General features: G+C 68.9%; 25 protein-coding genes and 1 tRNA gene. 7 read left to right on the forward strand and 19 right to left on the reverse strand.

Annotation, left to right across the window (positions count from 1 at the left end):
* Positions 1–184 precede the first annotated feature (184 nt).
* Entirely contained in the window at positions 185–2,002 is a 1,818-nt protein-coding gene (locus ITJ57_RS11980) for a GAF domain-containing protein (RefSeq protein WP_194670182.1), read from the forward strand.
* Between the two features lie 14 nt (positions 2,003–2,016).
* Here the strand turns inward: ITJ57_RS11980 and ITJ57_RS11985 are convergent, their stop codons facing one another.
* The 12 genes from ITJ57_RS11985 to ITJ57_RS12035 form a co-directional block, all read right to left on the reverse strand.
* Positions 2,017–2,442, reverse strand: coding sequence for a cupin domain-containing protein (locus ITJ57_RS11985; protein WP_194670183.1), 426 nt, complete (start codon positions 2,440–2,442; stop codon positions 2,017–2,019).
* A gap of 36 nt (positions 2,443–2,478) precedes the next feature.
* Complete coding sequence (locus ITJ57_RS19400; RefSeq protein ID WP_228506604.1) at positions 2,479–3,252, reverse strand: ATP-binding cassette domain-containing protein; 774 nt, start codon at positions 3,250–3,252, stop codon at positions 2,479–2,481.
* The gene (locus ITJ57_RS19405) at positions 3,249–4,118 is read right to left on the reverse strand and encodes an ABC transporter ATP-binding protein (RefSeq protein ID WP_228506606.1); all 870 of its coding nucleotides are present in this window, start codon (positions 4,116–4,118) and stop codon (positions 3,249–3,251) included. The genes ITJ57_RS19400 and ITJ57_RS19405 overlap by 4 nt, the downstream gene beginning before the upstream one ends.
* A 58-nt stretch (positions 4,119–4,176) precedes the next feature.
* Entirely contained in the window at positions 4,177–5,748 is a 1,572-nt protein-coding gene (locus ITJ57_RS11995) for an ABC transporter substrate-binding protein (protein ID WP_194670184.1), read from the reverse strand.
* Entirely contained in the window at positions 5,745–6,728 is a 984-nt protein-coding gene (locus ITJ57_RS12000; RefSeq protein WP_194670185.1) for an ABC transporter permease, read from the reverse strand. Before ITJ57_RS12000 ends, ITJ57_RS11995 begins: the two co-directional genes overlap by 4 nt.
* Positions 6,725–7,675: an ABC transporter permease gene (locus tag ITJ57_RS12005; RefSeq protein ID WP_194670186.1), complete on the reverse strand. Its 951-nt coding sequence runs from the start codon at positions 7,673–7,675 to the stop codon at positions 6,725–6,727. The genes ITJ57_RS12000 and ITJ57_RS12005 overlap by 4 nt, the downstream gene beginning before the upstream one ends.
* 5 nt (positions 7,676–7,680) lie before the next feature.
* The gene (gene solA, locus ITJ57_RS12010; RefSeq protein ID WP_194670187.1) at positions 7,681–8,841 is read right to left on the reverse strand and encodes an N-methyl-L-tryptophan oxidase; all 1,161 of its coding nucleotides are present in this window, start codon (positions 8,839–8,841) and stop codon (positions 7,681–7,683) included.
* Between the two features lie 146 nt (positions 8,842–8,987).
* On the reverse strand, positions 8,988–10,934 hold the full coding sequence (locus ITJ57_RS12015; RefSeq protein WP_194670188.1) for a helix-turn-helix domain-containing protein: 1,947 nt from the start codon (positions 10,932–10,934) through the stop codon (positions 8,988–8,990).
* Positions 10,935–10,990: 56 nt separating this feature from the next.
* The gene (locus tag ITJ57_RS12020) at positions 10,991–11,770 is read right to left on the reverse strand and encodes an enoyl-CoA hydratase/isomerase family protein (protein ID WP_194670189.1); all 780 of its coding nucleotides are present in this window, start codon (positions 11,768–11,770) and stop codon (positions 10,991–10,993) included.
* Positions 11,770–13,059, reverse strand: a complete 1,290-nt coding sequence (locus ITJ57_RS12025; protein ID WP_194670190.1) for a CaiB/BaiF CoA-transferase family protein — start codon at positions 13,057–13,059, stop codon at positions 11,770–11,772. Before ITJ57_RS12025 ends, ITJ57_RS12020 begins: the two co-directional genes overlap by 1 nt.
* Positions 13,060–13,237: 178 nt before the next feature.
* Positions 13,238–14,935, reverse strand: coding sequence for an AarF/UbiB family protein (locus tag ITJ57_RS12030; RefSeq protein WP_194670407.1), 1,698 nt, complete (start codon positions 14,933–14,935; stop codon positions 13,238–13,240).
* A 67-nt stretch (positions 14,936–15,002) separates the two neighbouring features.
* Positions 15,003–15,494 (reverse strand): PadR family transcriptional regulator, encoded by a 492-nt coding sequence (locus ITJ57_RS12035; RefSeq protein ID WP_228507212.1) that lies wholly within the window; start codon positions 15,492–15,494, stop codon positions 15,003–15,005.
* 199 nt (positions 15,495–15,693) lie between these two features.
* Here ITJ57_RS12035 and ITJ57_RS12040 point away from each other — a divergent pair, with 199 nt between their 5' ends.
* A complete protein-coding gene (locus ITJ57_RS12040; RefSeq protein ID WP_194670192.1) occupies positions 15,694–16,566 on the forward strand; it encodes an oxidoreductase in 873 nt (290 codons plus the stop codon).
* A 21-nt stretch (positions 16,567–16,587) separates the two neighbouring features.
* Here ITJ57_RS12040 and ITJ57_RS12045 read toward each other — a convergent pair whose 3' ends face one another.
* The gene (locus ITJ57_RS12045; protein ID WP_194670193.1) at positions 16,588–17,073 is read right to left on the reverse strand and encodes a glutathione peroxidase; all 486 of its coding nucleotides are present in this window, start codon (positions 17,071–17,073) and stop codon (positions 16,588–16,590) included.
* A 184-nt stretch (positions 17,074–17,257) separates the two neighbouring features.
* Here ITJ57_RS12045 and ITJ57_RS12050 point away from each other — a divergent pair, with 184 nt between their 5' ends.
* From ITJ57_RS12050 to ITJ57_RS12060, 3 genes are read left to right on the forward strand one after another with little or no spacing between them, the layout of a single operon-like run.
* Entirely contained in the window at positions 17,258–17,884 is a 627-nt protein-coding gene (locus tag ITJ57_RS12050; RefSeq protein ID WP_194670194.1) for a dihydrofolate reductase family protein, read from the forward strand.
* A complete protein-coding gene (locus tag ITJ57_RS12055; protein WP_194670195.1) occupies positions 17,881–19,290 on the forward strand; it encodes an NAD(P)/FAD-dependent oxidoreductase in 1,410 nt (469 codons plus the stop codon). Before ITJ57_RS12050 ends, ITJ57_RS12055 begins: the two co-directional genes overlap by 4 nt.
* A gap of 50 nt (positions 19,291–19,340) precedes the next feature.
* Positions 19,341–19,667 (forward strand): YciI family protein, encoded by a 327-nt coding sequence (locus ITJ57_RS12060; protein ID WP_194670196.1) that lies wholly within the window; start codon positions 19,341–19,343, stop codon positions 19,665–19,667.
* A gap of 100 nt (positions 19,668–19,767) precedes the next feature.
* Here ITJ57_RS12060 and ITJ57_RS12065 read toward each other — a convergent pair whose 3' ends face one another.
* Positions 19,768–20,760 (reverse strand): YafY family protein, encoded by a 993-nt coding sequence (locus ITJ57_RS12065; protein ID WP_194670197.1) that lies wholly within the window; start codon positions 20,758–20,760, stop codon positions 19,768–19,770.
* Between the two features lie 95 nt (positions 20,761–20,855).
* Between ITJ57_RS12065 and ITJ57_RS12070 the strand changes: the two genes are divergently transcribed.
* Positions 20,856–21,254, forward strand: a complete 399-nt coding sequence (locus ITJ57_RS12070; protein ID WP_194670198.1) for a VOC family protein — start codon at positions 20,856–20,858, stop codon at positions 21,252–21,254.
* A 127-nt stretch (positions 21,255–21,381) separates the two neighbouring features.
* Here the strand turns inward: ITJ57_RS12070 and ITJ57_RS12075 are convergent, their stop codons facing one another.
* Positions 21,382–21,747, reverse strand: a complete 366-nt coding sequence (locus tag ITJ57_RS12075) for a DoxX family protein (RefSeq protein ID WP_194670199.1) — start codon at positions 21,745–21,747, stop codon at positions 21,382–21,384.
* 119 nt (positions 21,748–21,866) lie between these two features.
* Between ITJ57_RS12075 and ITJ57_RS12080 the strand changes: the two genes are divergently transcribed.
* The gene (locus ITJ57_RS12080) at positions 21,867–22,241 is read left to right on the forward strand and encodes a helix-turn-helix domain-containing protein (RefSeq protein WP_194670200.1); all 375 of its coding nucleotides are present in this window, start codon (positions 21,867–21,869) and stop codon (positions 22,239–22,241) included.
* A gap of 252 nt (positions 22,242–22,493) precedes the next feature.
* On the opposite strand, the gene ITJ57_RS12085 is transcribed toward ITJ57_RS12080, so the two are convergent.
* The 4 genes from ITJ57_RS12085 to ITJ57_RS12100 all read right to left on the reverse strand — a co-directional run bounded on the left by ITJ57_RS12085 (position 22,494) and on the right by ITJ57_RS12100 (position 24,875).
* Positions 22,494–23,255 (reverse strand): hypothetical protein, encoded by a 762-nt coding sequence (locus ITJ57_RS12085; RefSeq protein WP_194670201.1) that lies wholly within the window; start codon positions 23,253–23,255, stop codon positions 22,494–22,496.
* Between the two features lie 47 nt (positions 23,256–23,302).
* On the reverse strand, positions 23,303–24,052 hold the full coding sequence (locus tag ITJ57_RS12090; protein ID WP_194670202.1) for a hypothetical protein: 750 nt from the start codon (positions 24,050–24,052) through the stop codon (positions 23,303–23,305).
* Positions 24,049–24,654 (reverse strand): hypothetical protein, encoded by a 606-nt coding sequence (locus tag ITJ57_RS12095; RefSeq protein WP_194670203.1) that lies wholly within the window; start codon positions 24,652–24,654, stop codon positions 24,049–24,051. The genes ITJ57_RS12090 and ITJ57_RS12095 overlap by 4 nt, the downstream gene beginning before the upstream one ends.
* 147 nt (positions 24,655–24,801) lie before the next feature.
* Positions 24,802–24,875 (reverse strand) — tRNA-Pro (locus tag ITJ57_RS12100).
* Between the last annotated feature and the right edge of the window lie 111 nt (positions 24,876–24,986).

Here is a 24,986-nt window from a genome sequence, read left to right on the forward strand (position 1 = left end):
GGCTCGCCCTTCGGTACAGGCAGACACCGGGTCCTCGGCGCTGCGGTCATGATGACCCTACGAGCGGGGATCATCGACGGCGATGGGCGGATGACTCAGTGGATCGGCGATCGTGTGGCTGAATGACACACGCCGCTCGACGGACGATCACCTTAGACTCCTGAGGGACCAGTCAGGAGACCCGATGCGAAAGCCTGCCGACGCGCGAACGGCCACCGGTTTCGATCACGCCGATGCCGATCCCCAGCAGGAACTGGTCCGGCTGCGACGCCGCGAACACGAGCTGTCCGCCCTGTTCTCGAGCGCCCGCGAACTCGCCGAGCTGCGGGACAGCGACGCCGTCCTCGCCCGGCTCGTCCAGCGCGCGCACGAGATGATGGGCGTCGACCTCGCCTACCTGTCCGAGTTCGACCCGGTCACCCACGAGCTGCGGGTCCGTGAGACGAGCGGCTCCGTCAGCCCCTCGTTCCAGACGCTCCGCGTGCCGCCGGGTCGTGGACTCGCGAGCGTCGTCGTCGAATCACGGACGGCGCAGTGGGTCGCCGAGTACTCCGACTACACGACCGATCGACACGAACGCGGGATCGACGACGCGGTCGCGGCGGAAGGGCTCGTCTCGCTGCTCGGTGTCCCGATGCTCACGAGTGACGACGTGCTCGGCGTGCTGTTCGTGGGCAACCGCGAGCGGAAGGACTTCTCCGCCGAGGAGGTCGCCCTCCTGTCGGCGCTCGCCGACCACGCCTCGGTGATCCTGCAGACGACGCAGACCCTGCGTGACCTGCAGGACTCGGAGGACGCCAGCCGACGGACGCTCGCCGACCTCACGGCGCACCTCGTCGAGCGCGACCGGGCGAACACCGTCCACCAGGAACTCGTACAGGCCGTGCTCGCCGGGGGTGGGTTCGCGCCGGTCGCGGAGACGCTCGCCACCGCGCTCGGCCGGGCCGTCGCCGTGACGGACGCGCAGGACCGCGTCATCGCCGCCGCCGGCCTGCCGCTCTCGGCCGGCATGCTCGACCTCGACGACGACGCCCGAGCGGCCATCGCCGAGAGCCGACGTTCCGGGCACTGCGTCACGGTCGCGAGTGGCGGCGTCGGGGCGATCGCCGCCCTGTCGGCCGGGACCCGGCACTTCGGTGCCCTGATCCTCGGTGACGGGGCGTTCGAGCTCGGTGCCGTCGACATCCGCACCGTCGAACGTGCCGCCCAGGTCGCGGCGCTCCTCGAACTCCAGCAGGAGGCCGCGTCCGGTGCCGACCACCGCATCCGCAGCGAACTCATCGCCGATCTCCTCGACGACGTGCCGGAACGGCGGACCGACGTCGAGCGGCGTGCGCGTCGTCTGGGGATCGACCTGCAGGCGCTCGACTCCCTGCTGCTGCTCGCGGTCCCGGGTGACCAGCAGACCGCGGCCGCCCGCGCCCTCAGCCGGCAACTGGACGACCACGACCTCGTCGGCGAGTACCGCGGGTACGTCGTGGCCGCGCACGCCTCCGATCGTCGACCCCTCGACGCCGAGGCGCTCCGTCGGCACATCGCGACCGGCCTCCAGCATCCGGTCGTCGCCGTCGTCCCCCGTGCGGCTCCCGGAGCCCTCGCCTCCTCGTTCACGACCGCGATGCGCACCGCCAGACTCATCGCGGCGCTCGAACTGACGGACCTGACCGCGTCGGCCGACGACTTCCTCCCCTATTCGGCGATCTTCGACACCGATGCGCGTGCGCTGGCGGACTTCCTCCGCGACACCATCGGACTCGTCCGACGGTACGACGCGGAGCGGAACGCGGACCTGCTCGGCACCCTGCGCGCGTTCGTCCGGAACAATGCGAGCCCCACCCGCACGGCGCGGGCCCTGAACTTCCACACGAACACCATCCTGCAGCGACTCGACCGCCTCGACCAGGTGCTCGGCGCCTCGTGGCGCGAGGACGAGCGCATGTTCCGGATCGGCATCGCCGTCCGCCTCGACGAGCTCCGGGAGCAGTTGCAGGCCGGACGGTAGCCGAGGTCGCCGGTTCAGCGTTCCGCATCCGTGGGGAAGGCCTCCTCGCCGGATTGCGGGAACGGGCTCCCCGTGGGCGGGCCGAAGACGAGGATCATCTCGGCGACGGCGTCGGACTCGTTGCGGACACCGTGGACGAGCCCGGCCGGCGCGTAGAACGCGTCGCCTGATCGCAACAGCCTCCGATGCTCGCCCGAGGTCACGACGAGCTCGCCGCCGGTGACGACGTACAGTTCGTCGGAGCTGTTCGGCGAACAGCTCGCGTCGTCACCCTCCAGGTGGAGATGCTCACCCTCGGCCGCTCCCGGTTCGAGGCGGTACCGCATGACCGAGGACGGCAGGGCCGTGGTCTGCTGGAAGTACCACTCCAGATCGATCCGGCCGGGGCCCTCGTACAGCGCCACCTCGTGGGCGTTGTCGCCGAGTCGTTGCACGCGCATCGGGTTCCTCCTGCTGGTCGTCGATCGGTGGTGGGGTCAGGTCCGGTAGAGGACGGGCATCGACTCAAGGAGTTCCCGCGTGTAGGCGTCCTGCGGCCTCGTCATGACCTGCTCCCCCGTTCCCTCCTCGACGACGCGGCCGTTCCGCATGACCGCCACCCGATGCGCCACGTGGTGGACGACCGCGAGGTTGTGGGTGATGAACAGGTAGGTGACGCCGGTCTCCTCCTGGAGACGGACGAGCAGGTTGAGCACCTGGGCTTGGACGGACACGTCGAGGGCCGAGGTCGGCTCGTCCAAGACGACGAACTCCGGCTTCGCCGCCATGGCCCGGGCGATCGCGATGCGTTGCCGTTGTCCGCCGGAGAACTCGTGCGGGAACCGACCGGCGGCGTCTCCGGGGAGTCCCACCTGGTGGAGCGACTCGACGACCCGTGCCCGACGCCCGGCCGCGCCCATACCCGCCGCCACGAGCGGTTCGGCGATGGACCGTGCCACGGTGAAGCGCGGGTCGAGGGAGTCGTTGGGGTCCTGGAACACCATCTGCACGCGACGGCGGTGCGTGCGCAACGCCGACCCGCGGAGCCGCGAGACGTCGCCGCCGTCGAACTCGACACGGCCCGAACTGGGGCGGCGCATCAGCAGGATCGCGCGAGCGAGCGTGCTCTTCCCGGAGCCGGACTCGCCGACGAGGCCCAGGGTCTCGCCGCGGCGTACCTCGAGGGACACGTCGTCGAGGGCGAGCGTGGCGTGCTCGCCGTGGCCGAACCGCTGCGTGACGCCGTCGACGCGGAGCAGGGTGTCGTTCATCGGACCTCCTCCAGGACCGCCGGGGCGTCGGCGAAGTCGTTGTCGGCGGGGATGACCGCCAGTGGTGACCGGACCGGAACCGAGGGCCGCGGGATGCTCTCGAGCAGCGCCTTCGTGTACGGATGCCGTGGGTCGGCGAGGACCCGCTCGGCGCGGCCGGTCTCGACGATGCGCCCGCGATACATGACGGCGATCCGTTCGCAGAGCTGTCCGATGACCCCGAGATCGTGGCTGATGAAGAGCACCCCCATCCCCGTCTCGTCGCGCAGGGTCCGGAGCAGCTCGAGGATCTGCGCCTGCACGGTCACGTCGAGGGCGGTCGTCGGCTCGTCGGCGACGAGCAGGGTCGGTCCGGCGGCCACCGCGATGGCGATCACGACTCGCTGGCGTTGACCGCCGGACAGTTGGTGGGGGTAGTAGCCGAGCCGACGTTCCGCGTCGGGCATCCGCACGAGGTGGAGGATCTCCAACGCCCGTGCCCCGGCCGTCCGCTTGTCGGCGACGCCGTGGATCCGGAGGACCTCGGCGATCTGCGCCCCGATCCGCATGCACGGGTTGAGGGCCGACATCGGCTCCTGGAACACCATCGAGGCGCGCGAACCGCGGAGCGTCGACCAGTCGCGTTCCGTGGCGCCCTGCATGTCGGTCCCCGCGACGTCGATTCGGGACGCCGTGACCGTCGCCGAGTCCGGCAGCAGCCCCATCATCGCGAGGGCGATGCTGGACTTGCCGCTCCCGGACTCGCCGATCACCCCGACGATCTCCCCCGGACCGACACGCAGGGACACGTCCTGCACCGATGGCGCAGCGCCGCCGTAGGCGATGCTCAGCCCCTCCACGTGGAGGGCGTCGACGTCTCGATCCATGGGTCAGACCAGCTTTCGCTCGGGTGGTGCGGGAGGGATGAAGCGGCGGACGACGGGGCTACTGGCTCAGCCAGGCCTCGTCGAGGCGGTACCGGGAGTAGTACGCGTCGCTCTGGTAGTCGTGCAACTTCGCGCTGTCCCAGACCTCGAAGTAGACCGGGACCGCGACCGGCACGATCTCCAACACCTGCTCGGCCGCCTCTTCCGCCAGCTGGTCGACGAGCTTCGCGTACTCCGCCGGATCCGAGGCGCTCTTCGCCTGCTGGAACAGCTCTCGTGCGGCGTCCGCCTCGGGGTTGCCCTCCCAGTGGTTGTACACGCCGCCGTCGACGAGCACGGGGTCGTAGTAGAACAGCGACGCGGCGCGGGGGCTGCCCGGGATGGCGACGAGGTCCGTCCAGCTCTCGCCGGTCGTGAAGACCGGAGCGATCTCCGACAGCGGCTTCGCGTCGAGCTTCAGGGTGATCCCCGATTCGGCGAGCTGCTGCTGCATCATCTCGTAGACGGGGTGGTGCGACTGCGCGATGTCGCCCATGTAGCTGAGCGTGATGGTCGGGTTCGGCTGGCCGGCGTCCGCGAGGAGCTGCTTCGCCTGATCGACGTCGCGCTCGTAATAGGGCAGGCCCGCCGGGTCGAGGGCACCGGGGTCACCGGCCGGGGGCACGAACGAGAGCGCGGCATAGCCGAGCATCGCCGTGTCGACGAGCGCCTGGCGGTCGAGGGACAGTGCGACGGCCCGACGGACGTCGATATCGGCGAGCGGTCCGGTCTCCGGGTTGATGTAGATGGCGAGGTTCTGACGGTAGGAGGCCTCACCGAGGGTGAAGCCCGCCTGGACGGCCTGATCGGCGAGGCTGCCGTCGATGAAGTACGCGGCCTGGATGCTCCCCTGCTGCAGCGCGGCGAGCCGCGCGGACTCGTCGGGGATGAAGTCGAAGACGATCTCGTCCAGGTACGGCTTCGTGTCCTGCCAGGCGTTCTCGTTCTTCTCCATCGTGACGCTGACACCGTCGCTCCAGTCGGTCACCTGGAACGCGCCGGTCCCGAAGGTCGTCCGCTGCCGCTCGTCGGGTGTCGCGGCCCCGTACCCCTCCTCACTCACGATGAAGAACGTCTGGCGGGCGGACACGGCGTCCAGGAAGGTGCCGTCCGGTGCGCTGAACCGGAACGTGACCTGGGTGTCTCCGGTCTTCTCGATGCTGGAGACGTTGGCGAGGTACGTGCTCGCGGAGGTGGTCGCCTCCTTCATCAGGTTGAAGGAGTACACGACGTCGTCGGCGCTGAACGCGCTGCCGTCGGCGAAGGTGACGTCGTCGCGCAGTTCGAACACCCAGGTGAGCTCGTCCGGCTGGGACCACTCGGTGGCGAGGGCGGGGACGACCTCACCGTCATCGTCCTTCGCGAGGAGCGTGTCGTAGGCGACCGCGTTGATGACCTCGGCGGCGATCGCACTGGCCGCCATCGGATCGAGACCGCCCGCGGACGGTTCGGCTGGAACACCCCAGTGGAGGGTGCCACCGGCGACGGGGTCGCCGCCCGAGTCGCCGGCCGGACCGGACGGCGCACAGCCGCTGAGCGCGAGGGACGCCGCCACGATGGCGACCGTCCCCACGAGGATGCGAGTCTTCATTGCTGCCTCTTCTCTGGAGCGTCGTCCGTGGACGCCGCGTCGATGGTGGTGCTGGATGACGTACCGTGCTGCGCTGCCGCGGCTGCCCGACGCCGGCGTGGGCGACCGAGCGAGAACGCGGGTTCCCGTCTCGGCGCGAAGTAGTCCTGCAGCCCGTCGGCGAGGAGGTTCCACGCGGCCGACAGCAGGATGATCACGAGGGAGGGGAGGATGATCAGCAGCGGCTGCACCTGCATGAACCGCGTGAACTCACTGATCATGCGACCGGCTGATGGCTCGGGGGCTTGGACGCCCTGTCCGAGGTAGCTGAGGGCGGCCTCGATGAGGACCACCTGCGAGGCGACGGAGGCGAACTGCACGAACAGCGGTGTCAGCACGTTGGGCAGCAGGTGCTCCGCGATCACGCGGTGTCCACGCACGCCGCTCAGGGTGGCCGCGAGGACGAAGTCCCGCTCGCGCAGGGCGATGACCGGGGCCCGCATGACGCGGGCGAAGCCCGGAGCGAACACGAGACCCAGCGCGATGATGAGCGGCCACGGCCCGGTGCCGATGACGACCCCGACCACGAGGGCGACGAGGATCGCCGGCAGGGCGAGCGCCGCGTCCACGATCCGCATGATGATCGCGTCGACCCAACCGCCGAGGTACCCCGCCACCAGCCCCAGGGCCGTCCCGATGACGGCACCGAGCAGCGCGGCGGCCCCCGAGATGAGCAGGCTGGTCCGCGCGGCGAGCGCCAGCCGGGTGAGGTTGTCGCGGCCGAGGTTGTCGGTGCCGAGGAGGTGGTCGAGCGTGGGTCCGGCGAGTGCCGCGCCGGACGCCGCGAACGGGTCGTATGGCGGTGCGAGGGTCATCCAGGCGGCGAGCAGGAGGATGCCGACGAGGATGGCGGATCCGCTCCAGAAGGCAGGGCCGAACCGGTTGCGGCGTCGGCGTCTGCCGACGACCGTTGCGAGCGCGATGGCGCGGGTGACCGTCATGACGTGTGGACCCTCACTCGTGGGTCGATCAACGGGTAGATGAGATCGACGATGAAGTTGATGAGCACGTAGACCGCGCCGATGAGGAGCACGGTCGCCTGGATGATCGGGTAGTCCGACGAGCGGATGCCGGTGAGGAGGAGCGAGCCCATCCCCGGGAGCGCGAACACGGTCTCGATCACGACCGTCCCACCGACGAGCGCGGCGAGTTCGATCCCGATCACGGTGGTGACGGGGATGAGCGCGTTGCGCAGCGCGTGCCGCCCGACCAGTCGGGACGGTGACGCCCCCTTGGCCCTGGCCGTCCGGACGAAGTCCTGACCGAGGGTGTCGAGCAGGGTGCCGCGCGTGTACCGGGCGACGATCGCCGCGAGGACGAGTCCGATGAGGAGCGCCGGCAGGACGAGCACGCCGATCAGTCGCAACGGATCACCGCTCGCCCCGGCGGTGCCGACGAGCGGGAGTCGCAGCGTGAGCGAGTTCACGAGGATGAGGACGGTTCCCAGGACGAACGGCGGGGTCGCGAGGAGCACGAAGGACAGCCCGCGCACCGCGTTGTCGGGGGTCCGACGCCACCGGGTTGCGGCGAGGACACCGGCTGGGATGCCGAGCACCGTGCCGAAGACGGTCGCCATGACGGCGAGGGTGAGACTGAGCGGGAGGCGCTGGGCGATGAGGTTGGACACCTCGTTGGGGACGGTGATGGCCCGTCCGAAGTCCCCTTGGAGGACGCCGAGCAGCCAGGCGAGGTACTGGGTCAGCCAGGGCCGGTCGAGGCCGAGTTCCGTGCGGAGGGCGTCGAGCGCCGCGGGGTCGGGGTTCGAGGGGTCGGCGAACGCCGACAGCGGGTCGCCCGGGATGACCCGCACCATCGAGAAGACGAGGACGGAGAGGACGAACAGGACGAAGAGCGACGACAGGATCCGGGAGACGAGGTATCGCGCCATGGGGATCAGCTCGCGGAGGTCGGCATCGGCGAGACCCGCTCGGCGCTGCGCGCGTGGGACGGGCTGAAGCTCGCGATGTCGTCGCTCGTCTCCCCGTCGAGGGCGAGCTCCGCGAGGATGCGTCCGAACGCGGGCGTGAACTTGAAGCCGTGCCCGGCGGCGAGGGCGACGATGACGTCGGGGTGCTCCTCGAGCGGGCCGAGGACGAAGTTCCGGTCGGGCGTGAGCGCGTACTGACAGGTCACGGTGCGGAGTTCCGGTCCGGACGCCGGCACGAGGTCCGCCATGAAGTCGGCAAGCTGTCCGGTGAGCTCCGGCGACGGCACGAAGGTGCGCTCGGCCGGCGACATGCGGTTCTCCGAGACGTCACGGGCGGCCTTCACGGTCGGTTCGCCGAAGGTCGGGAAGCCGTAGTAGCACTCCTCGTCCTCCCAGATCCACACCGGGAACCGCTCGCGATCGAGCTGCTCGGCGTCGCCCGGGCGGAAGTAGGTGACCTGCTCCTGCATGACGTCGAGCGGGATCGCCGCGCCGAGGGGTTCGAGGAGCTCGTTCGCCCAGGCGTCGGCGGCGAGGACGACCTTGCCGGCACGGACGGCGCCGGCCGAGGTCTGCACGACGACACCCTGTCCGTCCGGGGTCAGCGCATCGACTCTGGTCCGGTCACGGATGTCGGCGCCGAGCGCCCGAGCACGCAGCTGGAGCGTCGCCACGGTGCGGGCCGCATGGGCGATACCGGTGTCCGCGGTGTACACCGTCTCGACGTTCTCCGGGATCCGGAACTGCGGCCACCGCGCCTGCACCTCGGTGGGCGTCAGGAGTTCGTGCGGAACCCCGCACTCCTCGAGCGCGGCGGTGAAGTCCGAGGCGGAGTAGGGTCCGTCGACCGGGAGGAAGATGACGCCGCCGGTGATGGTGAGCAGCCGTTCGCCCGATTCCTGCTCGAGGTCCGCCCAGTCACGGTAGGCCGACTGCGCGAGTCGCACGTACTGGGGTGCGCCGTACGAGGTCCGGACGATCCGCGAGGTGTCGTGCGAGGCACCGCGGACGTGTCCGAGCTCGAACTGTTCGAAGGCGACGACCTTCGCGCCCCGCCTCGCGAGGTGGTAGGCGGCCGCACTGCCGAGGGCTCCCATGCCGACAACCGCGACGTCGAATGAATCCATCCGTGGTGCTCCCTCGTGCTTGCCCGTTCGATTCAGGCAAGTGTGGTGGAGCACGGAAAGGCGTCCTATGGATCCTCGACCCATGTTTGCGCGCTGATGATGTGTCGGAACGACCGGTCCACGGATGCCAGCCGTCCCTGGGCCGCTCAGCTCGTCGGGTGGGCCTCACGCAGTGACCGCCGCAGGCGTTCGAGTCGGGCGGCGGCCTGCACCCGGAACCGGAACTCGCTGTCGTCCCAGTCGCCGACGAGGAGGGACCGGATGCGATCGAGCCGCTGCTGCACGGTGTTCGGGTGGATCCGAAGCCGCTTCGACACGGCGTGTCGGCTCTCGCCCCCGTCGAAGTAGCAGGCCAGGGTCTCGAAGAGCGCGGTCCCACGGCGTTCGTCCCACCCGAGCACCGGTCCGAGGAGCTCGTCGACGAAGCGGATCACCGAGGTCGGCTCCCCGGAGGAGAGCGCGTGGTACGGCGCGAGACCGGCGGAGGAGACCGTGGTGGCCTCGATGCCGAGGGGTCGGAGGAAGCGCAGATCGGCGGCGGCACGCTCGACGGCCGGCCCGAGGTCCGCCCGCCCGAGCAGCCCGGTACAGACCACCGCGGTGAGCGCCGGTTCGTGCAGCCGGTCGGCCAGCAGCCGCCGGACCCGCTCCGTGGCCTCGATCGCATCGTCGACCGCCCAGGCGATGATCACCCGATGGTCGCGTCGGGCGACGACGCCGTCATCGCCGACGGCACCGGCGGCGACGAACGCCGCATCGGCGACGTCCCGCTCCAACACGTCGATCACGGCGCACGCCCCGAGCGTCAGCGCGAGCAGAGCGGGCTCGACGTCCGCGGACGGCTCCGAGGCACCGCCGTCCACGACGGCCAGGAGCCAGTGCGCACGACGCTCGGCGCGCAGGGCGACCACCGCGTCACGTTTGAAGGAGACCAGTGCGGCGACCTGGGCGGCCCGTTCCAGGGTGCGTCGGACGACCCGGTCGGCGGGATCGGGTCCGTCCTCCGCGAGGATGGACCCGAGCACCCGGTCGGCGCCCACGATCGCCACGACGAGCCACGCGCGATCCCGAGCCACGATCGATTCGGCGTGCCCGCTCACCTGACTCCGGGCGACCGCGTCGCGGAGCACGGTGCGGCTCGGTAGCTCCCCCGTGCCGTCGAGCAGTCGTGCCTGGTCGTCGAGCACCCACACCCGCCGACCGATCCGGCGCGACACCGTCGCGACGAGGTCCACGACGGTCCCACCCGACATCGCCGCCGAGGTGAGCTCCTCGTGGATGCCGCTCGCCAGCTCGGTGGCGGCGAGGTGGCGCTCCAGTTCGCGATAGGCCTCCTCGGCGCGAACGACGGCCGCCGCGCGTTCGGCGAGCGCCCGCGCGGTGTGCAGGACCGCCGCAGCATGGTCGGCGAACGCGGAGAGCAGGAGGACGTCATCCGGGGTGTAGTCGTAGCCGAAGCGGTTGCATGCGAACAACGCCCCGAGCACCTCGTCACCGACCGCGAGCGGGACGCCGAGGAACGACACGAGCCTTTCGGCCCGGACGGCGGCATCGATCCGATCGTCGTGCCCGGCCTCGGTCATCGTCTCGTAGCGTGCGACCCACGCGGGCTCCCGCGTGCCGGCGACCAGGCTGGCGAGTCCCACCCCGGCGGGCACCGCGAGGTCCCGGAACCCCGGGGTCACCGTGCCGACGGAGTGCCGGACGCGGAGGTCACCCCTGGTGTTCTCGACCTCGGAGAGGTACGTGACGTCGGTGCCCATGAGCTGATGGGCCCGTTCCACGAGACGGCCGAGGACCTCGTCGACGTCCTGGAGGCGGACCAGCTCGCGAGCGGTGGAGAAGAGCGCCTCGAGCTCGCTCGCCCGACGGCGCTGCCGTGCACCCCGTAACTGTGCTTCGCGGACGGACTCGACCACGGCCTCGGCGTCGGCCCCGTCGAGTCCTGCCCGGCTGAGGAGGTCCTCGACGCCGGCGCCCGGGCGTCCCGGCTCCGCGCGTGAGGCGGCGAGGAGGTCGAGCGCGAACGTCGCGGTCGCCGAGGAGGGCTCGACGTCCGCGCGGACGTCGTCGGAAGCGGTCGGGGGACGCATGAGGCCTCCATGAGCGTGGGGCGGACCGCGTCCACCTCGAGCAGGGTGGCCTCAGTCTAGGACGCCCGCGAGGGGAAGACGGGTGGCGTGCGCGCGGCGAACGCCGCCAGGCCGGCCCGTGCGTCGTCGCTCGTGAACGCGGCCTGGCCGAGCACCGCCTCACGGTGGAAGGCCTCCTCCAGCGGCAACGCGGACAGTTCCCGCACCGCACGTTTGACCGTGGCGAGCGCGGTACCGCTCCGCGCGAGGAGCTCGTCCGCGAGGCGGTGCGCGGTGTCCGTCAGCTCGGCGGCCGGGACCACCTGGTTGACGATGCCGTACCGGGAGGCCGTCGCAGCGTCGATCCGCCCGCCGCGCAGCATGAGGTCCATGGCGAAGGCGTACGGGATCTGGCGCACCAACCGGCTGAGGGTGCCCCCTGCGGGCACCACGCCGATCCCCGTCTCGGGCAGAGCGAACGTCGCGTGGTCGGCGGCGACGCGGATGTCGGTGGACAGCAGGATCTCGAACCCGCCCCCGAGACAGAGGCCGTTGACCGCCCCGATGACCGGTTTGTCGAGGGTGGTGTGCTTCTGGTGGGCGGCATCCCACTCGCTGATGTCGAATCGCCCCTCGGCCAGCGCGGGGATCGACTCCCCGAGGTCTGCGCCGACGCAGAACGCCCGCTCCCCCGCCCCCGTCAGGATCGCGACACCGATCCGGGGATCGTCGCGGACCTCGGCGAACGCCGCGCCGAGCTGGTCATACATCGCGAGGGTCAGCGCGTTGAGCTTGTCCGGGCGATCGATGGTGATCACGGCGGTCGCTCCGGAGCGGTCGAGACGGACACCGTCCATCAGATGGTCCCGGCGGAGCGGAGCTCGTCGATGGCGGCTTCGTCGTAGTCGAGCAGCTCCCGCAGGACTGCGGCCGTATGGGCCCCGGTCGCCGGTGCCCGGCCGGTCGTCCGCGGTGGGGTCACCTGCAGCTTGACGGGGGAACCGAAGGTCCGGAGCGGGCCGAACCCGGGATATCGGGTCTCGACGACCATGTCCCTGGCGACGATCTGCGGGTCGGCGACCACCTCGCCGATGTCCTTCACGGCACTCAGCGGAACGAGGTCGCCGGCGAGCGCTTCCAGCTCCGCCTTGGTGCGATCCGCGAACCAACGCTCGACGATCGGACGGACCGCCCGCTCGTAGACCTCCTCGTCGAACCGGTCGGCCATCGTCTGGAGGTCCGGATGGGCGTCGTACTCGTCCGGACCGCCGAACAACTCGCAGGAGAGCTTCCAGAACTTGTCGGTGTACCCGCCGAAGAAGACGAACCCGTCCCGGCAGGGGAACGCCTCGTACGGGCGCACGAACGGGTGGGCGTTGCCGAGCGGGGTCGGTACCGTGCCCTCGGTCGTGTATGCGACGACGGCGTTCTCGGTCAGGGTGAGCACCGAGTCCTGCTGCGAGATGTCGACGAGCTGCCCGTCCCCGGTGCTCTCGGCGTGCCGGAGCGCCGCGAGGACGCCGATGGTGCCGTAGAGACTGGCCGCGAGGTCGCCGATGATCGTGCCGACCCGGGTCGGTGGGCCACCGGCCGGCCCGTTCATCGACCAGAGACCGCCGGTCGCCTGGGCGCTGTTGTCGTAGGCCGGTCGCCCACGGGAGGGTCCGGTCTGGCCGTATCCGCTGAGCGCGGCGTAGACGAGGCGCGGGTTGATCTCGCGGAGCCGCTCGTACCCGAGCCCGAGTCGGTCCATCGTGCCCGGTCGGAAGTTCTCGACGAGGACGTCGGCCCTGGCCACCAGATGTTCGAGGAGCGCGGCGCCGGACGGGTGCCGGAGATTGGCCGTGACACCCAACTTGTTGCGGTTGTACTGCGCGAAGAACCCGCTGAGCGCCGGGTCCTCGACCGGCCGTCCGTCGGCGTCGTCCGCAGCCGGCAGCAACGGCGGGAAGGTGCGGGTGTAGTCGGGTTCGTCCGGGTGTTCGACCTTGATCACCGTGGCTCCGAGGTCAGCGAGGACCATCGAACAGAACGGGCCGGCGACGACCCGGGTCACGTCGACCACGACCACCCCGGCGAGCGAGCCGCGTTCCGTGTCGAACCCGCCGAGGTCGGCGAGCCGGACACGCAGGTCCTCGTCGATCATCGGGTGCCTCCCGACCTCGGGACGGTGGTCTGTGGTCGCCTGCGCATGTCACTCCGCTCTGCACCGCGGAACGGTCCCGCCGGTGCGTGGCGATCCTGTCATCGCGGACAAGAGCCTCGACATGTCCTTCCACACCACAACCGACGCCTGCGCGACGGTCGCGGCACATGCTGCCGGCTTACCGCCCGCGGCGCCCGGAGAACAGCGCGTGCAGCAGCGGCAGGACGGAGACCGACATGAAGACGGTGCCGAGCACGGCGTCGTCGATCCGGAGGACGGTGCCGGCGACGAGCAGGGCGGCGAACAACACCGCCGACACGACCCTGCCCGTCGTGCGGTCGAGTCGCGCGATCCGCTGCTCCAGCCGCGGGTTGGTGACGGCGACGGAGCCGTCCTCGACCCGCATGATCATCGCATCGAGACGCTTCGGCAGTCGGGCCGCGACCGTCGCGATCTCGAGCGCCTCCCGGCCGAGGTCCTGGACGACGTTGCCGCGTTCGTCGCGCAGCAGCTGCGCCGCGTACGGCTCGACGGAGTCCCACAGGTTGAACTGGGGATCGAGCGAGCTGCAGACGCCCGAGGTGAGCGAGATGGCACGGATGATGAGCAGGAAGTTCTCGGGCAGCTGGAACGGCAGCGCCCGCACGACCTCGCTGAACTGGTTGCCGAAGTCGCGGAACTCCTTCGGGTCGACGTCGCGGAGCTCGGCGAAGCCCATGCCGCCGAACCGGCCGAAGAGGGCCGTCATCGCGCGCTCCAACTCGGTCGTGTCCGCCGAGGGCAGGAGGACACCCAGGTCACGGATCGCGCCGACGAGTCCCTTGCCGTCGCGGGAGGCGGCGGCGATGAGGAGCTTCCGCAGGCCGCGCCGCGTCGTCGGCGGGACCTCGCCCATCATGCCGAAGTCGATGAACGTCAGTTTCCACGAGCGCTCACCCGGGGCGGCGGCGATCGGCGTGACGAAGATGTTGCCGGGGTGCGGGTCGGCGTGGAAGAACCCGTTGGTGAACAGCTGGTCGAACATGACCGCCGCAAACACCGGAGCCACCTCGGCAGGGTCGATCCCGGCGGCCAGGAGCGCCTCGGTGTCGGTGATCTTGATCGCGGTGACGTCCTCGAGCGTCAGCACGCGTTGTGAGGTCCGTTCCCACACGACGGCCGGCACGCCGACGCGGTCGTCACCGGCGAAGTCGGCCGCGAACCGTTCGGAGCTCGCTGCCTCGTGGAGGTAGTCGATCTCCTCCAGGCTCGTCGCGGCGAACTCCTCGACGAGCGCCGGCATGTCCACGCGATCCGAGACGAGGCGGACGCGACGCAGCCATCCGCCGACCTTCCGCAGCGCGGCGAGGTCGACGGCGACGATCCGGTCGATACCGGGACGCTGCACCTTGAGCACGACGGCGTCGAGGCCGGAATCCGCGGCGAGCGAGGGGACGAGATGTGCGCGGTGGGCCTGACCGAGGGAGGCGGCGGCCACCGCCCGTTCGTCGATGGTGGAGAACACCTGCGGCAGGGGCACACGGAGCTCCGACTCGGCGAGCGCGCGGATCTCCGGGAACGCGACCGGCGGCACTTCGTCTTGCAGGCCTTCGAGCTCTTTGGTGATCTCCGGCGGCAGCACGTCGAGGCGGGACGACATGAACTGGCCGACCTTGATCATGAGTCCGCCGAGATCGACGGCGAGCACGTGGAAGCGGCGCGCGAACCGCTGCATGCGGCGCGTGCGGGTGCGCTCGGTCAGCTTGATGAGCCCGAAGCGTGGGAGCACGATCTCGAACCACCATGCGTTGGCCAGATGCCAGCTCGCGAACCTGAGGATGCGGCGGTACCGCGCGCGCCCGTCGGCGGGCGGGCCGGTGTGGACACCGGCCCGCACGACGCCTGGGACGTCGCCGAAACGGGACGCTGAGTCGCTGGGCGTCCCGCCGGTCGACGACACCCGGTCAGTCCTGGGCGAGGATCGCGTAGAGGCGCTTGCGAGCTTCGTCGAGGACCGCGACGGCCTGCTGGACCTGCTCAGGCGAACCGGTCCGGCCGACCTGCGCTGCAGCCTGGGCCAGCTCGACGCCGGCCTTCGGGAGCGCGGTGATGCCGGGGTGCTCGGTCGACTCACCGGTCTGCCACGGAGCGGTCGCTCCGGACTCGGCGACCTCGTCGCGGCCGGCCTCGGTCAGGGCGTAGGTCTTCCGACCGCCCGACTCCTCGGCTGTGATGATGCCCTCGTCGGAGAGCAGCTGCAGGGTCGGGTAGACCGAGCCGGCGCTCGGCTTCCAGGAGCCGCCACTGCGCTCGTCGATCTCGCGGATGATCTGGTAGCCGTGCATCGGCTGCTCTGCCAGCAGGGCCAGCACGGCGGAGCGGACGTCGCCACGACCCGCGCGCGATCCGGCGCTCTTCTCGAACTTGGAACGCAGCTGTTCCATCATCTGCCACATGTTCTCGGTACCGAAGCCGGCTCCGCTGCCGAATCCGCCGCCGTTGCCGAATCCTGCGCCACCGAAACCTGCGCCACCGCTTGGGAATCCACCCATGATTGCTCTCCTTCGTAGTTCGTGAACGATGCTCAACGATATATCGGTGAAGCTGTGAACGATATGTGTAGTCGCAAGAAATCCATGGCGTAGCCTCAGCCTCATGAGCGCTTGGACGACAGCAGACATTCCCGACCAGCATGGCGGCGTCGCGATCGTGACCGGCGCGAACAGCGGGATCGGGGCCGTCACGGCTCGCGAACTCGCCGCGCACGGCGCAACCGTCATCCTCGCCTGCCGCGACACGGAGAAGGGTGCCCGTGCTGCGGCCACGATGACCGGCGATGTCGAGGTCCGTCGCCTCGACCTCGCCGACCTCGCGTCGGTCCGCCGCTTCGCTGAGGGCGTCGAGCGGGTCGACGTGCTCGTGAACAACGCCGGCGTCATGGCTGTGCCCGAGCGACGCACGGCCGACGGCTTCGAGATGCAGATCGGTACCAACTTCCTCGGTCCCTTTGCTCTCACCGGGCTGCTGCTGGATCGCATCACGACGCGGGTCGTCACCCTGTCGAGCGCCGCCCACCGGGCTGGCACAATCGACCTGGCCGATCTCAACTGGCGCAGCCGGACGTACCGACGCTGGGCCGCCTACGGCCAGTCGAAACTGGCCGACCTCATGTTCTCGGCCGAGTTGCAGCGACGCCTCACGGCGAACGGCTCACCCGTGCTGTCCGTCGCGGCGCACCCCGGCTTCGCGTCGACCGAACTCCAGTCGCACACCGAGTCCGCGCAAGGACCGCTCCTCGGTTGGGGAACGCGACTCCTCGGCCAGAGCGCCGAGATGGGCGCGCTCCCGACGCTCTACGCGGCGGTGTCGCCGGACGTCGAACCGGGCGGCTACTACGGACCGAGCGGCTTCGGTGAGATGCGCGGCGATCCGAAGCCCGTCGGCCGGACCTCGGCGGCGCGCGACGAACGCATCGCCGCCGAGCTCTGGACGAAGGCTGAGGCGCTCACCGGCGTCACCTTCCTCTGAGCGGGGCCGAATGCCACACCGCTATGCGGGCAGGCTCTCCTCGATCGCCGCGATGACCTCGGGGGCATCGGGTTCGGTCGTCGGACGGAAGCGGTGCACGGTGCCGTCGGGGGCGATGAGGAACTTTTCGAAGTTCCACTTGACGTTGCCGGCCTTGCCGTTGGCGTCGGCCGTCTTCACGAGCTCCTGGTAGAGCGGGTGACGGTTCCGGCCGTTGACCTTCACCTTGTCCATCATCGGGAAGGTGACACCCCAGGTGGCCGAGCAGTATTCGGCGATCTTCTCGTTGTCGCCAAGTTCCTGCAGGAACTGGTTGCTCGGGAAGCCGATCACGGTGAAGCCGCGGTCGGCGTACTCCTTCTGGAGGGCCTCGAGCTTCTCGTACTGCGGAGCGAGACCACAGCGGCTGGCAACGTTGACGACGAGTTTCGCCTTACCGTCCCACTCCGCCATGGTGGTGTCGCGGCCGTCGAGGGTGGTGACGGGGATGGTGTCCAGATCGGTCATGGTGCGGTGCCTCTCATCAGCGGAACGGCTTCGTCCACGGGCGTCGTGACGCGCGTGCGTGCCTCCTCGAACGCTACTCGCCCCCGAGGTACCCGGCGTCCTTTCGTCAGTGCGTTCTCAGCCGACAGGCGTTGACACCGCCCACCCTCCGGTGGATCGTGAGTGCAGCAGATCGGAGCAGGACATGGGACGCATCCACATCGACCTCTTCATGACGCTCGACGGCGTCGCTCAGGCGCCGGGCGGGCCGGAGGAGGACCCCAGCGACGGGTTCGCGTTCGGTGGGTGGCAGGCGCCGCTCATCGACGAGGTCGACGGGCAGCAGATCGATGCCGGCATGGTCGGCATGGACGCCCTCCTCCTCGGACGACGAACGTACGACATCTTCGCCGCGTACTGGCCCGGGCAGGAGGGCGGTCAGGACGACGGCATCGCCAGGCTCTTCAACCGGCTGCCGAAATACGTCGCGTCGCGTGAGCCGCGGGACCTGGCGTGGGCGAAGTCGACGCAGCTCGGAGACAACCTCCCGAAGGCCCTTCGGGATCTGCGCGAGCGCCACGCGCAGATCCATGTCATCGGCAGTCTCGACTTCGTGCAGACGCTCTTCGCGGAAGCCCTGTTCGATCAGCTCAACCTCTGGGTGTACCCGATCACGCTCGGCACGGGTAAGCGCGTCTTCGCCGATGGGACCGTGCCGTCGTCTTTGCGGTTGCTCGGTCCGGCGACCACCTCCCCCGCCGGGACCGTCCACCTCCGCTATGAGCGGGTGGACGGCGCACCGGCGACCGGCGACATGGGCGATCCTCGATGAGCGGGTCGGACGACTCGTCCGCATCCCGCCCGCCCGCTGGCACCCGCTTCGACACGATCGTGGTGGGCGCGGGTGTCGCCGGGCTCGTCGCCGCGCGGCTCCTCGCGGCCGCTGGTCGGACGGTCGTCGTACTCGAGGCGCGGGACCGGGTCGGCGGGCGCGTGTCGACCGAGCGCCGCGACGGCCTGGTGACCGATCTCGGTGCGTCCTGGGTGCACGGGGTGACGGATAGCGCGGTCGCGGCGGCGGCCGGGGCGCTCGGGATGCGGACGGTGGAGTTCACCGTCGGCGGCTACCAACCAGACAGCCGTCCGATCGCCTACTACGGTGCCGACGGTGAGCGCCTGTCGGACGCCGACGCTCGCGGCTTCGCCGAGGACGTCCACGCGCTCGACGCGACGCTCCTCGGGGTCGTCGCCGAGTCGGCTCCTGACGCCTCGTACCGCGACGTGACCGAGGCGGCACTCGCCCTGCAGCCGTGGGACACCGAGCGGGTGCAGCGGGTCCGCGAGTACCTGGAGCATCGTTCGGAGGAGCAGTACGGCGCGTCGATCGAGGATCTCGCGGCGCACGGCCTCGACGACGACGCGATCGACGGGGACGAGGTCGTGTTCCACGACGGGTACGACGTGCTCCCCCGGCGGCTGTCCGAGGGGCTCGACGTGCGCTTGGAGCATGTGGTGACGAACGTGCGGTGGTCCGCGGACGGCGTCGAGGTCGCTGCCCACGGTCCGGCAGGCGAGGTGGTGCTGCATGCGGGCTCGGCGGTGGTGACGGTGCCGGTCGGGGTGCTGCAGTCGGAGGCGTTCACGATCGATCCCCCGCTGCCGGAGCCGGTCGCCGGCGCACTCTCCCGGTTGCGGATGAACGCGTTCGAGAAGGTGTTCCTGCGGTTCGAGCGGCGCTTCTGGGACGACGACGTCTACGCCGTCAGGCAGCTGGGGCCGGAGAGTCGTCGCTGGCACTCCTGGTACGACCTGACATCGGCGCACGGCTCCCCCACACTCCTCACGTTCGCCGCCGGCCCGACGGCCGTGGAGATCCGGGGCTGGGAGGACTCGCGCGTCGTGGAGTCGATCCTCGAGCAGCTGCGGCGCCTCTACGGCGAGCGCGTCGAGGACCCGACGGAGGTGCACATCACCCGCTGGCACGAGGACCGCTTCACCCATGGGTCCTACGCCTACATGACCGTCGGCTCGACGACGGATGACCACGACGCCCTCGCCACCCCGGTCGGTGGCGTCCTGCACCTCGCTGGCGAGGCGACGTGGACGGACGACCCGGCGACGGTGTCGGCCGCCCTGCACTCCGGGCACCGGGCCGCGGAGCGCGTCCTCGGTCAGACCATCCCGATCGAGACCCTGTGGCGCGACGACAGCCCAGCACCGTTCACTGCCGAGATCTGAGAGCAACGACGAGTGCGCTCGAACGGGCGCCCAGAGAGAGGAACCACCTGATGCGATTCATGATGTTCGTCCTCACGGACCCGGTGCCCGACGAGCCGTCCGACGACTCGGATGTCGACCACTGGGTCCAGGAGCTCGACACGACGGGGCGACGTCTCCTCGGGGATGTGCTCGACCCGAGTGAGGCGCGCGGCGTCCGTGTCCGCGCCGGCGAACGGCTCGTCACCAAGGGCCCGATCCCTGGGGCGACCGACACCCTCTGGGGCTTCGACATTCTCGAGTGCGCCGACCTCGACGAGGCGCTCGACATCGCCGCCCGTCACCCGATGGCCCGCAACGGGCGATTGGAGCTGCGCCCCTTCCCGACGAGCCAGTGATGGTTCGCCTCAGCGCTGGCGTAGGGGTCTGATCCGGTAGACCGATCCGGATGGGACGGGACGAGTCGCCTGCGCTGAGACGACTCCGTATCGGCGTGCGCTACTCGGGAACCGGTGGCGCCCCTCCAGCACCGCCGGCAATGCGAAGCATCCGTGTCGCCGTCGCGCGGAGGAGCTCACGGAGATCCTCCGGCTCGTCGACGATCACCGCGTGATCTCCCAGCCCGGCGATCACCGCTGGAAGCCAGTCGAGGCGTTTGGCTCGGATCGAAAGCCGATGCCAGCCGGGTGCGTGCTGGATCGACTCCACGACCGCCACGCTCTCTGGGAGGTGGGCCCGAATCTGCGGGACGGTCGCCTGGATGCGCAACCGGACGTGCCATCGGTAGTCCGCCCCCGCGAAGCGGTCGACGAGTCGAGGACGCTCCGCTCGGGATACCGGGGTGGACAAGACGCCGGGCAGCGTCCGCGCGGATCGGATCCGGTCGACACGGAAGGTGCGCTCCTCCGCTCGCTCGACGTCGAACGCATCCAAGTACCAGCGACCGGAATGGACGAGCAGGTCGAGTGGATGCACCGTGCGGCGCGAAGGCGTTTTCTCCACGTCGCGGTAGCGCAGCTCCAGCGGACGTCTCGAGCGAAGAGCGTCGGAGACGGTGAGCAGGATGCCGGCATCAGGTACCTCGAGGCTCGACGGGTTCAGCGCTGCGGCGTCGACGACCGCTTCAATGCGGTCCAGGGATGCGGCGGGGAGGGAACGCCGGATCTTCGCGAGAGCGATCTGCGCCGCGACGTCCGGGGAGCCGGAGGCCGACTGGGCGTCGCTCAAGCCGAGGAAGACGGCGACCGCCTCCTCGTCAGTGAGCATCAGCGGCGACACTCCGCGTCCGCCAGCCAGGCGGTACCCGCCGTAGCGGCCGCGCACCGACTCGATCGGAACCTCCATGTCCACGAGACGCTGCACGGTGCGGCGCACGGTGCGCTCATCCACGCCCAACCGTTCGGCCAGCTCAGGCACGGTGCGGATCTCCGCCGACTGGAGCAACTCGAGGAGCTGCAGCGCGCGAGAGGTCGACGAGCCCGATCGTGCCATGACCTCAGAATACCGGGCAATTTCTGTCCGGTATTGCTCCTATCGTCGGGATGGCCGCCGCAAGAGCGGCAACCACATCGAGCCCAGGAGACCTCATGCGACTCGCAGCCACCCGGATCATCACCGACGACGTCGACAGCCTGGTCGCGTTCTACGAACGAGTCACCGGCGTGACCGCGGCCCGCTTGCATCCGCTCTTCGCCGAGTTGCGCACCGACACCGGCACCCTCGCGATCGCCAGTTCGGCGACCATTCCGCTGCTGGGTGAGAACGCTGCCGCGCCGCGCGCGAACCGGTCCATCACCCTCGATTTCCTGGTCGAGGATGTCGACGCGGTCTACACGACGCTGCAGGGCGTCGTCGAAACGTTCGTGAACGAGCCGACGACCATGCCGTGGGGCAACCGTTCGCTCCTGTTCCGCGACCCTGACGGCAACCTCATCAACGTCTTCACGCCCACCAGCGCCGCGGCACAGGAGCGGTTCCCCTCGTAGAGAAGGTGGCGAGAGCACGGGTCACCGCAGGCAGTCGCTCAGCGACGGTGGTGGACGGTCGCTAGCAGATGAGCCGTGGCGAGGCTCGTGCGCTCGCTCCCTCCGGCGCGTCCCCGGTCCTTCGTCCCTACAGCCAGACGGTCGCCAGCCAGACCTCGATCGCGGCGAGCACCAGCAGGGCGACGTTCAGCCCGAGGACGCGGACCTCGCCGCGACGCAGGTGCACGGTGATGCCACCGACCTGCACGAGGACCAGCCCGACTGCCGCAGCGACGGTCAGCCAGGTGAGGATGCCAGCGAGTGGCGGCAGGATGAGACCGACCGCGCCCAGGACCTCGAGGAGCCCGATCACTCGGATCACCGCGAGCGGCATGGTGTCGACCCAGGCCATCATCGGGCGGAGCTGGCCCGCCGAGCGGACGAGCTTGACGCCGCCCGAGTACAGGTACATGACCGCGAGCAGTGCTGCCACGATCCAGTATGCGATGACCATGCGAAACCTCCGAGAGCTGATTCGTCGTGATGGTTACGATGGGTAACCCAGGCCAGTGTGGGCCACGAAACATCGGCGTACAAAAGGCACACGCGTGTACCCGAGTCCCGAGAGGTGTCATGTTCCGCTACGCGAAGCTGTGTTCCGTCCGAGGCGATCAAGGCAAAGCCATCCGATCCCTCCTCGACCGCATCGCCGACAAGTGGGCGCTCCTCCTCATCGCGACGCTCCACGACGGTCCGTTCCGGTTCACGGAGCTCGAGCAGCGCATCCCGGGCATCTCCCGACGCATGCTGACCCTTACCCTCAGGAACCTGGAACGCGACGGACTCATCACCCGCACCGCTTTCGCCGAGGTGCCACCGCGGGTCGAGTACGAGTTGACGGACCTCGCCGAATCGCTGATCCCCCACGCAGTGGCGCTCGCCGAGTGGGCCGGCGAACACGTCCCGACGATCGAAGCGAATCGGAACGCGTACGACGAGCGGTTCTGAGTATCGCCCGACGCTGTGAGCCAACGAAAAAGTCCCGGAAACCAGATGGTTTCCGGGACTTCATGGTGGTCCCTCACCGGGCGTCCGACTAGGCGGCGGCGAGCGTGGGGTTGTCAGCGGTGATCGGCTCGACTGGGGAGGCCAGCATCCCGCACTTTGAATTAGAGGCCCTGGCAGGTCGGCGGGTAGCGCTCCCTCGGCGCCAGCGGCTCGGCGGGAAGACGGACTCCGAATTCAGCGAGCAGTCGGAGACTACCTGTCGCCAGAATCTTTAGGGAGCACAGTGAGCTTGAGTTGTTGAGCGCCATCTGTGAGAGAAAACTCGAAACCTTGACCATTCGCGATCGCCTTCTCAAGCACCGGAGCGAGAGCCTTCGTTTTCTTGAGGCCCCAATCCTGCGTTGCTTCGACTCGCTCGTGCGCCATCGGGTCTCGCTGCGGCCGAGCCATGATCCCGCCCTGCCACCGCTTCGTGAGGTGGACGGCTCCGCGTCCGACGTCCCATGACAGAGCCATCAGGGCGGCAACAGATATTGGAGCGCTCCCTGCGATCGTCACGAGCGCTCCCCAGACGGTCATCAGGATGTCGACGGAGCCGACGCGGGCATCGAGGACGTGGAGCCCCCCTTGATGCGTTCGTAACGGTTGCGGCCATGCTTTGTCGACCTCGCTGTCTATAAGCCTTCGTTGCATCGCGCCCGCGCGTCGAGCCGCAAGATCGAGTCGTTGCAGTGCGCGCGCTACTCCGAAGGCATCATGGCCGTCGTACCGCAGCGTGACGATGAGCCGCGGAACAGCGCGGTTCTGCAACCAACCCGGGTAGGCAATTGCAAGTTCCGCCTGCTGTAGCTCCGCACGCATGAGATTGGTCAGGCGATGCGCGGCTACTCCGCTCAGATCACGAGGCGCCACAAGCGGCGCTCGCCGCTCGTTCCTCGAGTCCTTAAGGTGAGCGGCAGCGCCTTCCTTCGCAGTTAAGTACTCGAGTTCGCCCGGCACACGAAACAGATTCATTGCGCTATCCAAGGTTCGATCCTTTCGTATCCGCCGGTTCGCTGAGCCTAGAAGAGCATCGTGATTAGGTCTTCGATGTGGGCTTTGGCCCGGTGTTCGCCAGGACGCAGCTTGTTCGGATGGCCAGAGCTGTTGCGTAGCCCAAGAGCTTTAATCAGCTCTGCCTTCTCGTTCTTGTCGATGATGCCCAGGTCGTGCGCGACTTGGAGGAGAAGCTCCTCGTTGTACTCACTCAGGTCGTCACGCTTCTTGCAGACCTTCGCTCGTGGATTGTGTGATTGCGCTGCAGCGGTGATGCTCGTCCCATCGGACGTGTTCCACAGCCGCTCTTGTACTTCGTGAACTGCGGCCACCCACATAAACACAATCGCAGCACGATGCGCTCCGACGTCGAGGCAGTCCACCGCCTCGGAGGCGAACGCTTTCGTCTCGGGGTCGCTAATCGCGGCAACTTTCCCACGCAGTGCCGCCGCTTCGGCTTTCTTGATGACCGATCGTTCCTCTACGGGCAGCGGCGGCGCCCAGGCAGCTATTTCGGTGCGCCCGCTGCTCGTCAACTCCCATATTCGCGCGGTCGTAGCACCGTCTGCGTGCACGAGATGGCCTGCAGCACCCAGCCGCGCAGCGATGTTCCATGTCTTCAGGTTTGGAACACGCGCAGCCGCGAGTTGCGCTCGTATATCCCCCGTCGTGAACGTCGACTTGTCTTCCGTCGCTTCGAGGAAATACATCGATGCAAGAATTCGGGCTTGCTGGCTAGAGTTCTTCAGCGGCGCCAGGTACTCAATGAGCTTCATTCAGCGACGCCCAAGACGCTGTTTACCAGCTTCTTCAGGGCGTCTGAGGTGACTTCACCTTTCACGCGCGTCGTCTTTTTCTTTGAAGCACCCACGTAATTGACCGTAGTGAGTCCGTTCATCGCTTTCGCGAAGTTGGTTCCAGGGTCACACTTGAGCCGATCACACTCGGCACGGATAGTCGATGCGGGCGTGCTCTGTTCATCCAGCGCATAGTCATAGGCAGCGGTCAACCCGAGCGCGACTGCACGCGATTGATCCGCCAGGTTTGAGCCGAACTTCGCCTTCGGTCCGTTCAGATGAGGTATTCCTCCTTCGAAGTAGAAGACCTGCTCAAGTAGACCCTGCGCTACCGTGCTCTCCTTCGAGAACTTGGCGAACAGCTGCGCATCCGTCAGTGTCGTCGCCGCCGCCGAGGAATCTTCAGCCGCATTCGCTTCCTGCGGCTTGGGAGGCGACGGGGTGGCCAGTGCCGCTCCGGTTCCCTCATGCGCAGATATACGCGTGATCGCCTCCTTGAACGCGTATTCCTGCAAAGGTTCGGGAATTCGGGCCTTTTCCACCGCGGACCAAGCCCGTGCAAGCAATTCTTCGATCTCCATTGATGCCCCCTCTTCGGCTGGAGCATATCCGGCCATCAATTGCTGGGGCCACGACACGCCGACACATTGGACGGGTTTTGGAGGGCTTGGCGCTTAGCAGACAAACAGAAGACCCGGAGACTCTCGCGAGTTTCCGGGTCTAGTCTGTCGGGCTGACAGGATTTGAACCTGCGACCCCTTGACCCCCAGTCAAGTGCGCTACCAAGCTGCGCCACAGCCCGATGCCATCTCCGCTGAGCGGAGAAGACAACTCGAACAGTCTAGCGGATCCGGCGACCACCTCGTGACACGTCTCCGACGGTCGTGCCGGCGACCGAGCGCACCGCCGTCAC

The organism is Plantibacter sp. VKM Ac-2880, from assembly GCF_015351235.1.
GTDB lineage: Bacteria > Actinomycetota > Actinomycetes > Actinomycetales > Microbacteriaceae > Plantibacter.

Bases quoted from the DNA above. Each gene is read 5' to 3' on its own strand.
- ITJ57_RS12075 (WP_194670199.1), bottom strand. From the start codon at position 21,747: ATGGTCATCGCATACTGGATCGTGGCAGCACTGCTCGCGGTCATGTAC.
- ITJ57_RS19405 (WP_228506606.1), bottom strand. From the start codon at position 4,118: ATGGATCGAGACGTCGACGCCCTCCACGTGGAGGGGCTGAGCATCGCC.
- ITJ57_RS12035 (WP_228507212.1), bottom strand. From the start codon at position 15,494: ATGTGGCAGATGATGGAACAGCTGCGTTCCAAGTTCGAGAAGAGCGCC.
- ITJ57_RS12045 (WP_194670193.1), bottom strand. From the start codon at position 17,073: ATGACCGATCTGGACACCATCCCCGTCACCACCCTCGACGGCCGCGAC.
- ITJ57_RS19400 (WP_228506604.1), bottom strand. From the start codon at position 3,252: ATGAACGACACCCTGCTCCGCGTCGACGGCGTCACGCAGCGGTTCGGC.
- ITJ57_RS12095 (WP_194670203.1), bottom strand. From the start codon at position 24,654: ATGGAGATCGAAGAATTGCTTGCACGGGCTTGGTCCGCGGTGGAAAAG.
- ITJ57_RS12090 (WP_194670202.1), bottom strand. From the start codon at position 24,052: ATGAAGCTCATTGAGTACCTGGCGCCGCTGAAGAACTCTAGCCAGCAA.
- ITJ57_RS12000 (WP_194670185.1), bottom strand. From the start codon at position 6,728: ATGACGGTCACCCGCGCCATCGCGCTCGCAACGGTCGTCGGCAGACGC.
- ITJ57_RS12050 (WP_194670194.1), top strand. From the start codon at position 17,258: ATGGGACGCATCCACATCGACCTCTTCATGACGCTCGACGGCGTCGCT.
- ITJ57_RS12005 (WP_194670186.1), bottom strand. From the start codon at position 7,675: ATGGCGCGATACCTCGTCTCCCGGATCCTGTCGTCGCTCTTCGTCCTG.
- ITJ57_RS12065 (WP_194670197.1), bottom strand. From the start codon at position 20,760: ATGGCACGATCGGGCTCGTCGACCTCTCGCGCGCTGCAGCTCCTCGAG.
- ITJ57_RS12015 (WP_194670188.1), bottom strand. From the start codon at position 10,934: ATGCGTCCCCCGACCGCTTCCGACGACGTCCGCGCGGACGTCGAGCCC.
- ITJ57_RS12080 (WP_194670200.1), top strand. From the start codon at position 21,867: ATGTTCCGCTACGCGAAGCTGTGTTCCGTCCGAGGCGATCAAGGCAAA.
- ITJ57_RS12060 (WP_194670196.1), top strand. From the start codon at position 19,341: ATGCGATTCATGATGTTCGTCCTCACGGACCCGGTGCCCGACGAGCCG.
- ITJ57_RS12040 (WP_194670192.1), top strand. From the start codon at position 15,694: ATGAGCGCTTGGACGACAGCAGACATTCCCGACCAGCATGGCGGCGTC.
- ITJ57_RS11995 (WP_194670184.1), bottom strand. From the start codon at position 5,748: ATGAAGACTCGCATCCTCGTGGGGACGGTCGCCATCGTGGCGGCGTCC.
- ITJ57_RS12070 (WP_194670198.1), top strand. From the start codon at position 20,856: ATGCGACTCGCAGCCACCCGGATCATCACCGACGACGTCGACAGCCTG.
- ITJ57_RS11980 (WP_194670182.1), top strand. From the start codon at position 185: ATGCGAAAGCCTGCCGACGCGCGAACGGCCACCGGTTTCGATCACGCC.
- ITJ57_RS12020 (WP_194670189.1), bottom strand. From the start codon at position 11,770: ATGGACGGTGTCCGTCTCGACCGCTCCGGAGCGACCGCCGTGATCACC.
- ITJ57_RS11985 (WP_194670183.1), bottom strand. From the start codon at position 2,442: ATGCGCGTGCAACGACTCGGCGACAACGCCCACGAGGTGGCGCTGTAC.
- ITJ57_RS12025 (WP_194670190.1), bottom strand. From the start codon at position 13,059: ATGATCGACGAGGACCTGCGTGTCCGGCTCGCCGACCTCGGCGGGTTC.
- solA (WP_194670187.1), bottom strand. From the start codon at position 8,841: ATGGATTCATTCGACGTCGCGGTTGTCGGCATGGGAGCCCTCGGCAGT.
- ITJ57_RS12055 (WP_194670195.1), top strand. From the start codon at position 17,881: ATGAGCGGGTCGGACGACTCGTCCGCATCCCGCCCGCCCGCTGGCACC.
- ITJ57_RS12085 (WP_194670201.1), bottom strand. From the start codon at position 23,255: ATGAATCTGTTTCGTGTGCCGGGCGAACTCGAGTACTTAACTGCGAAG.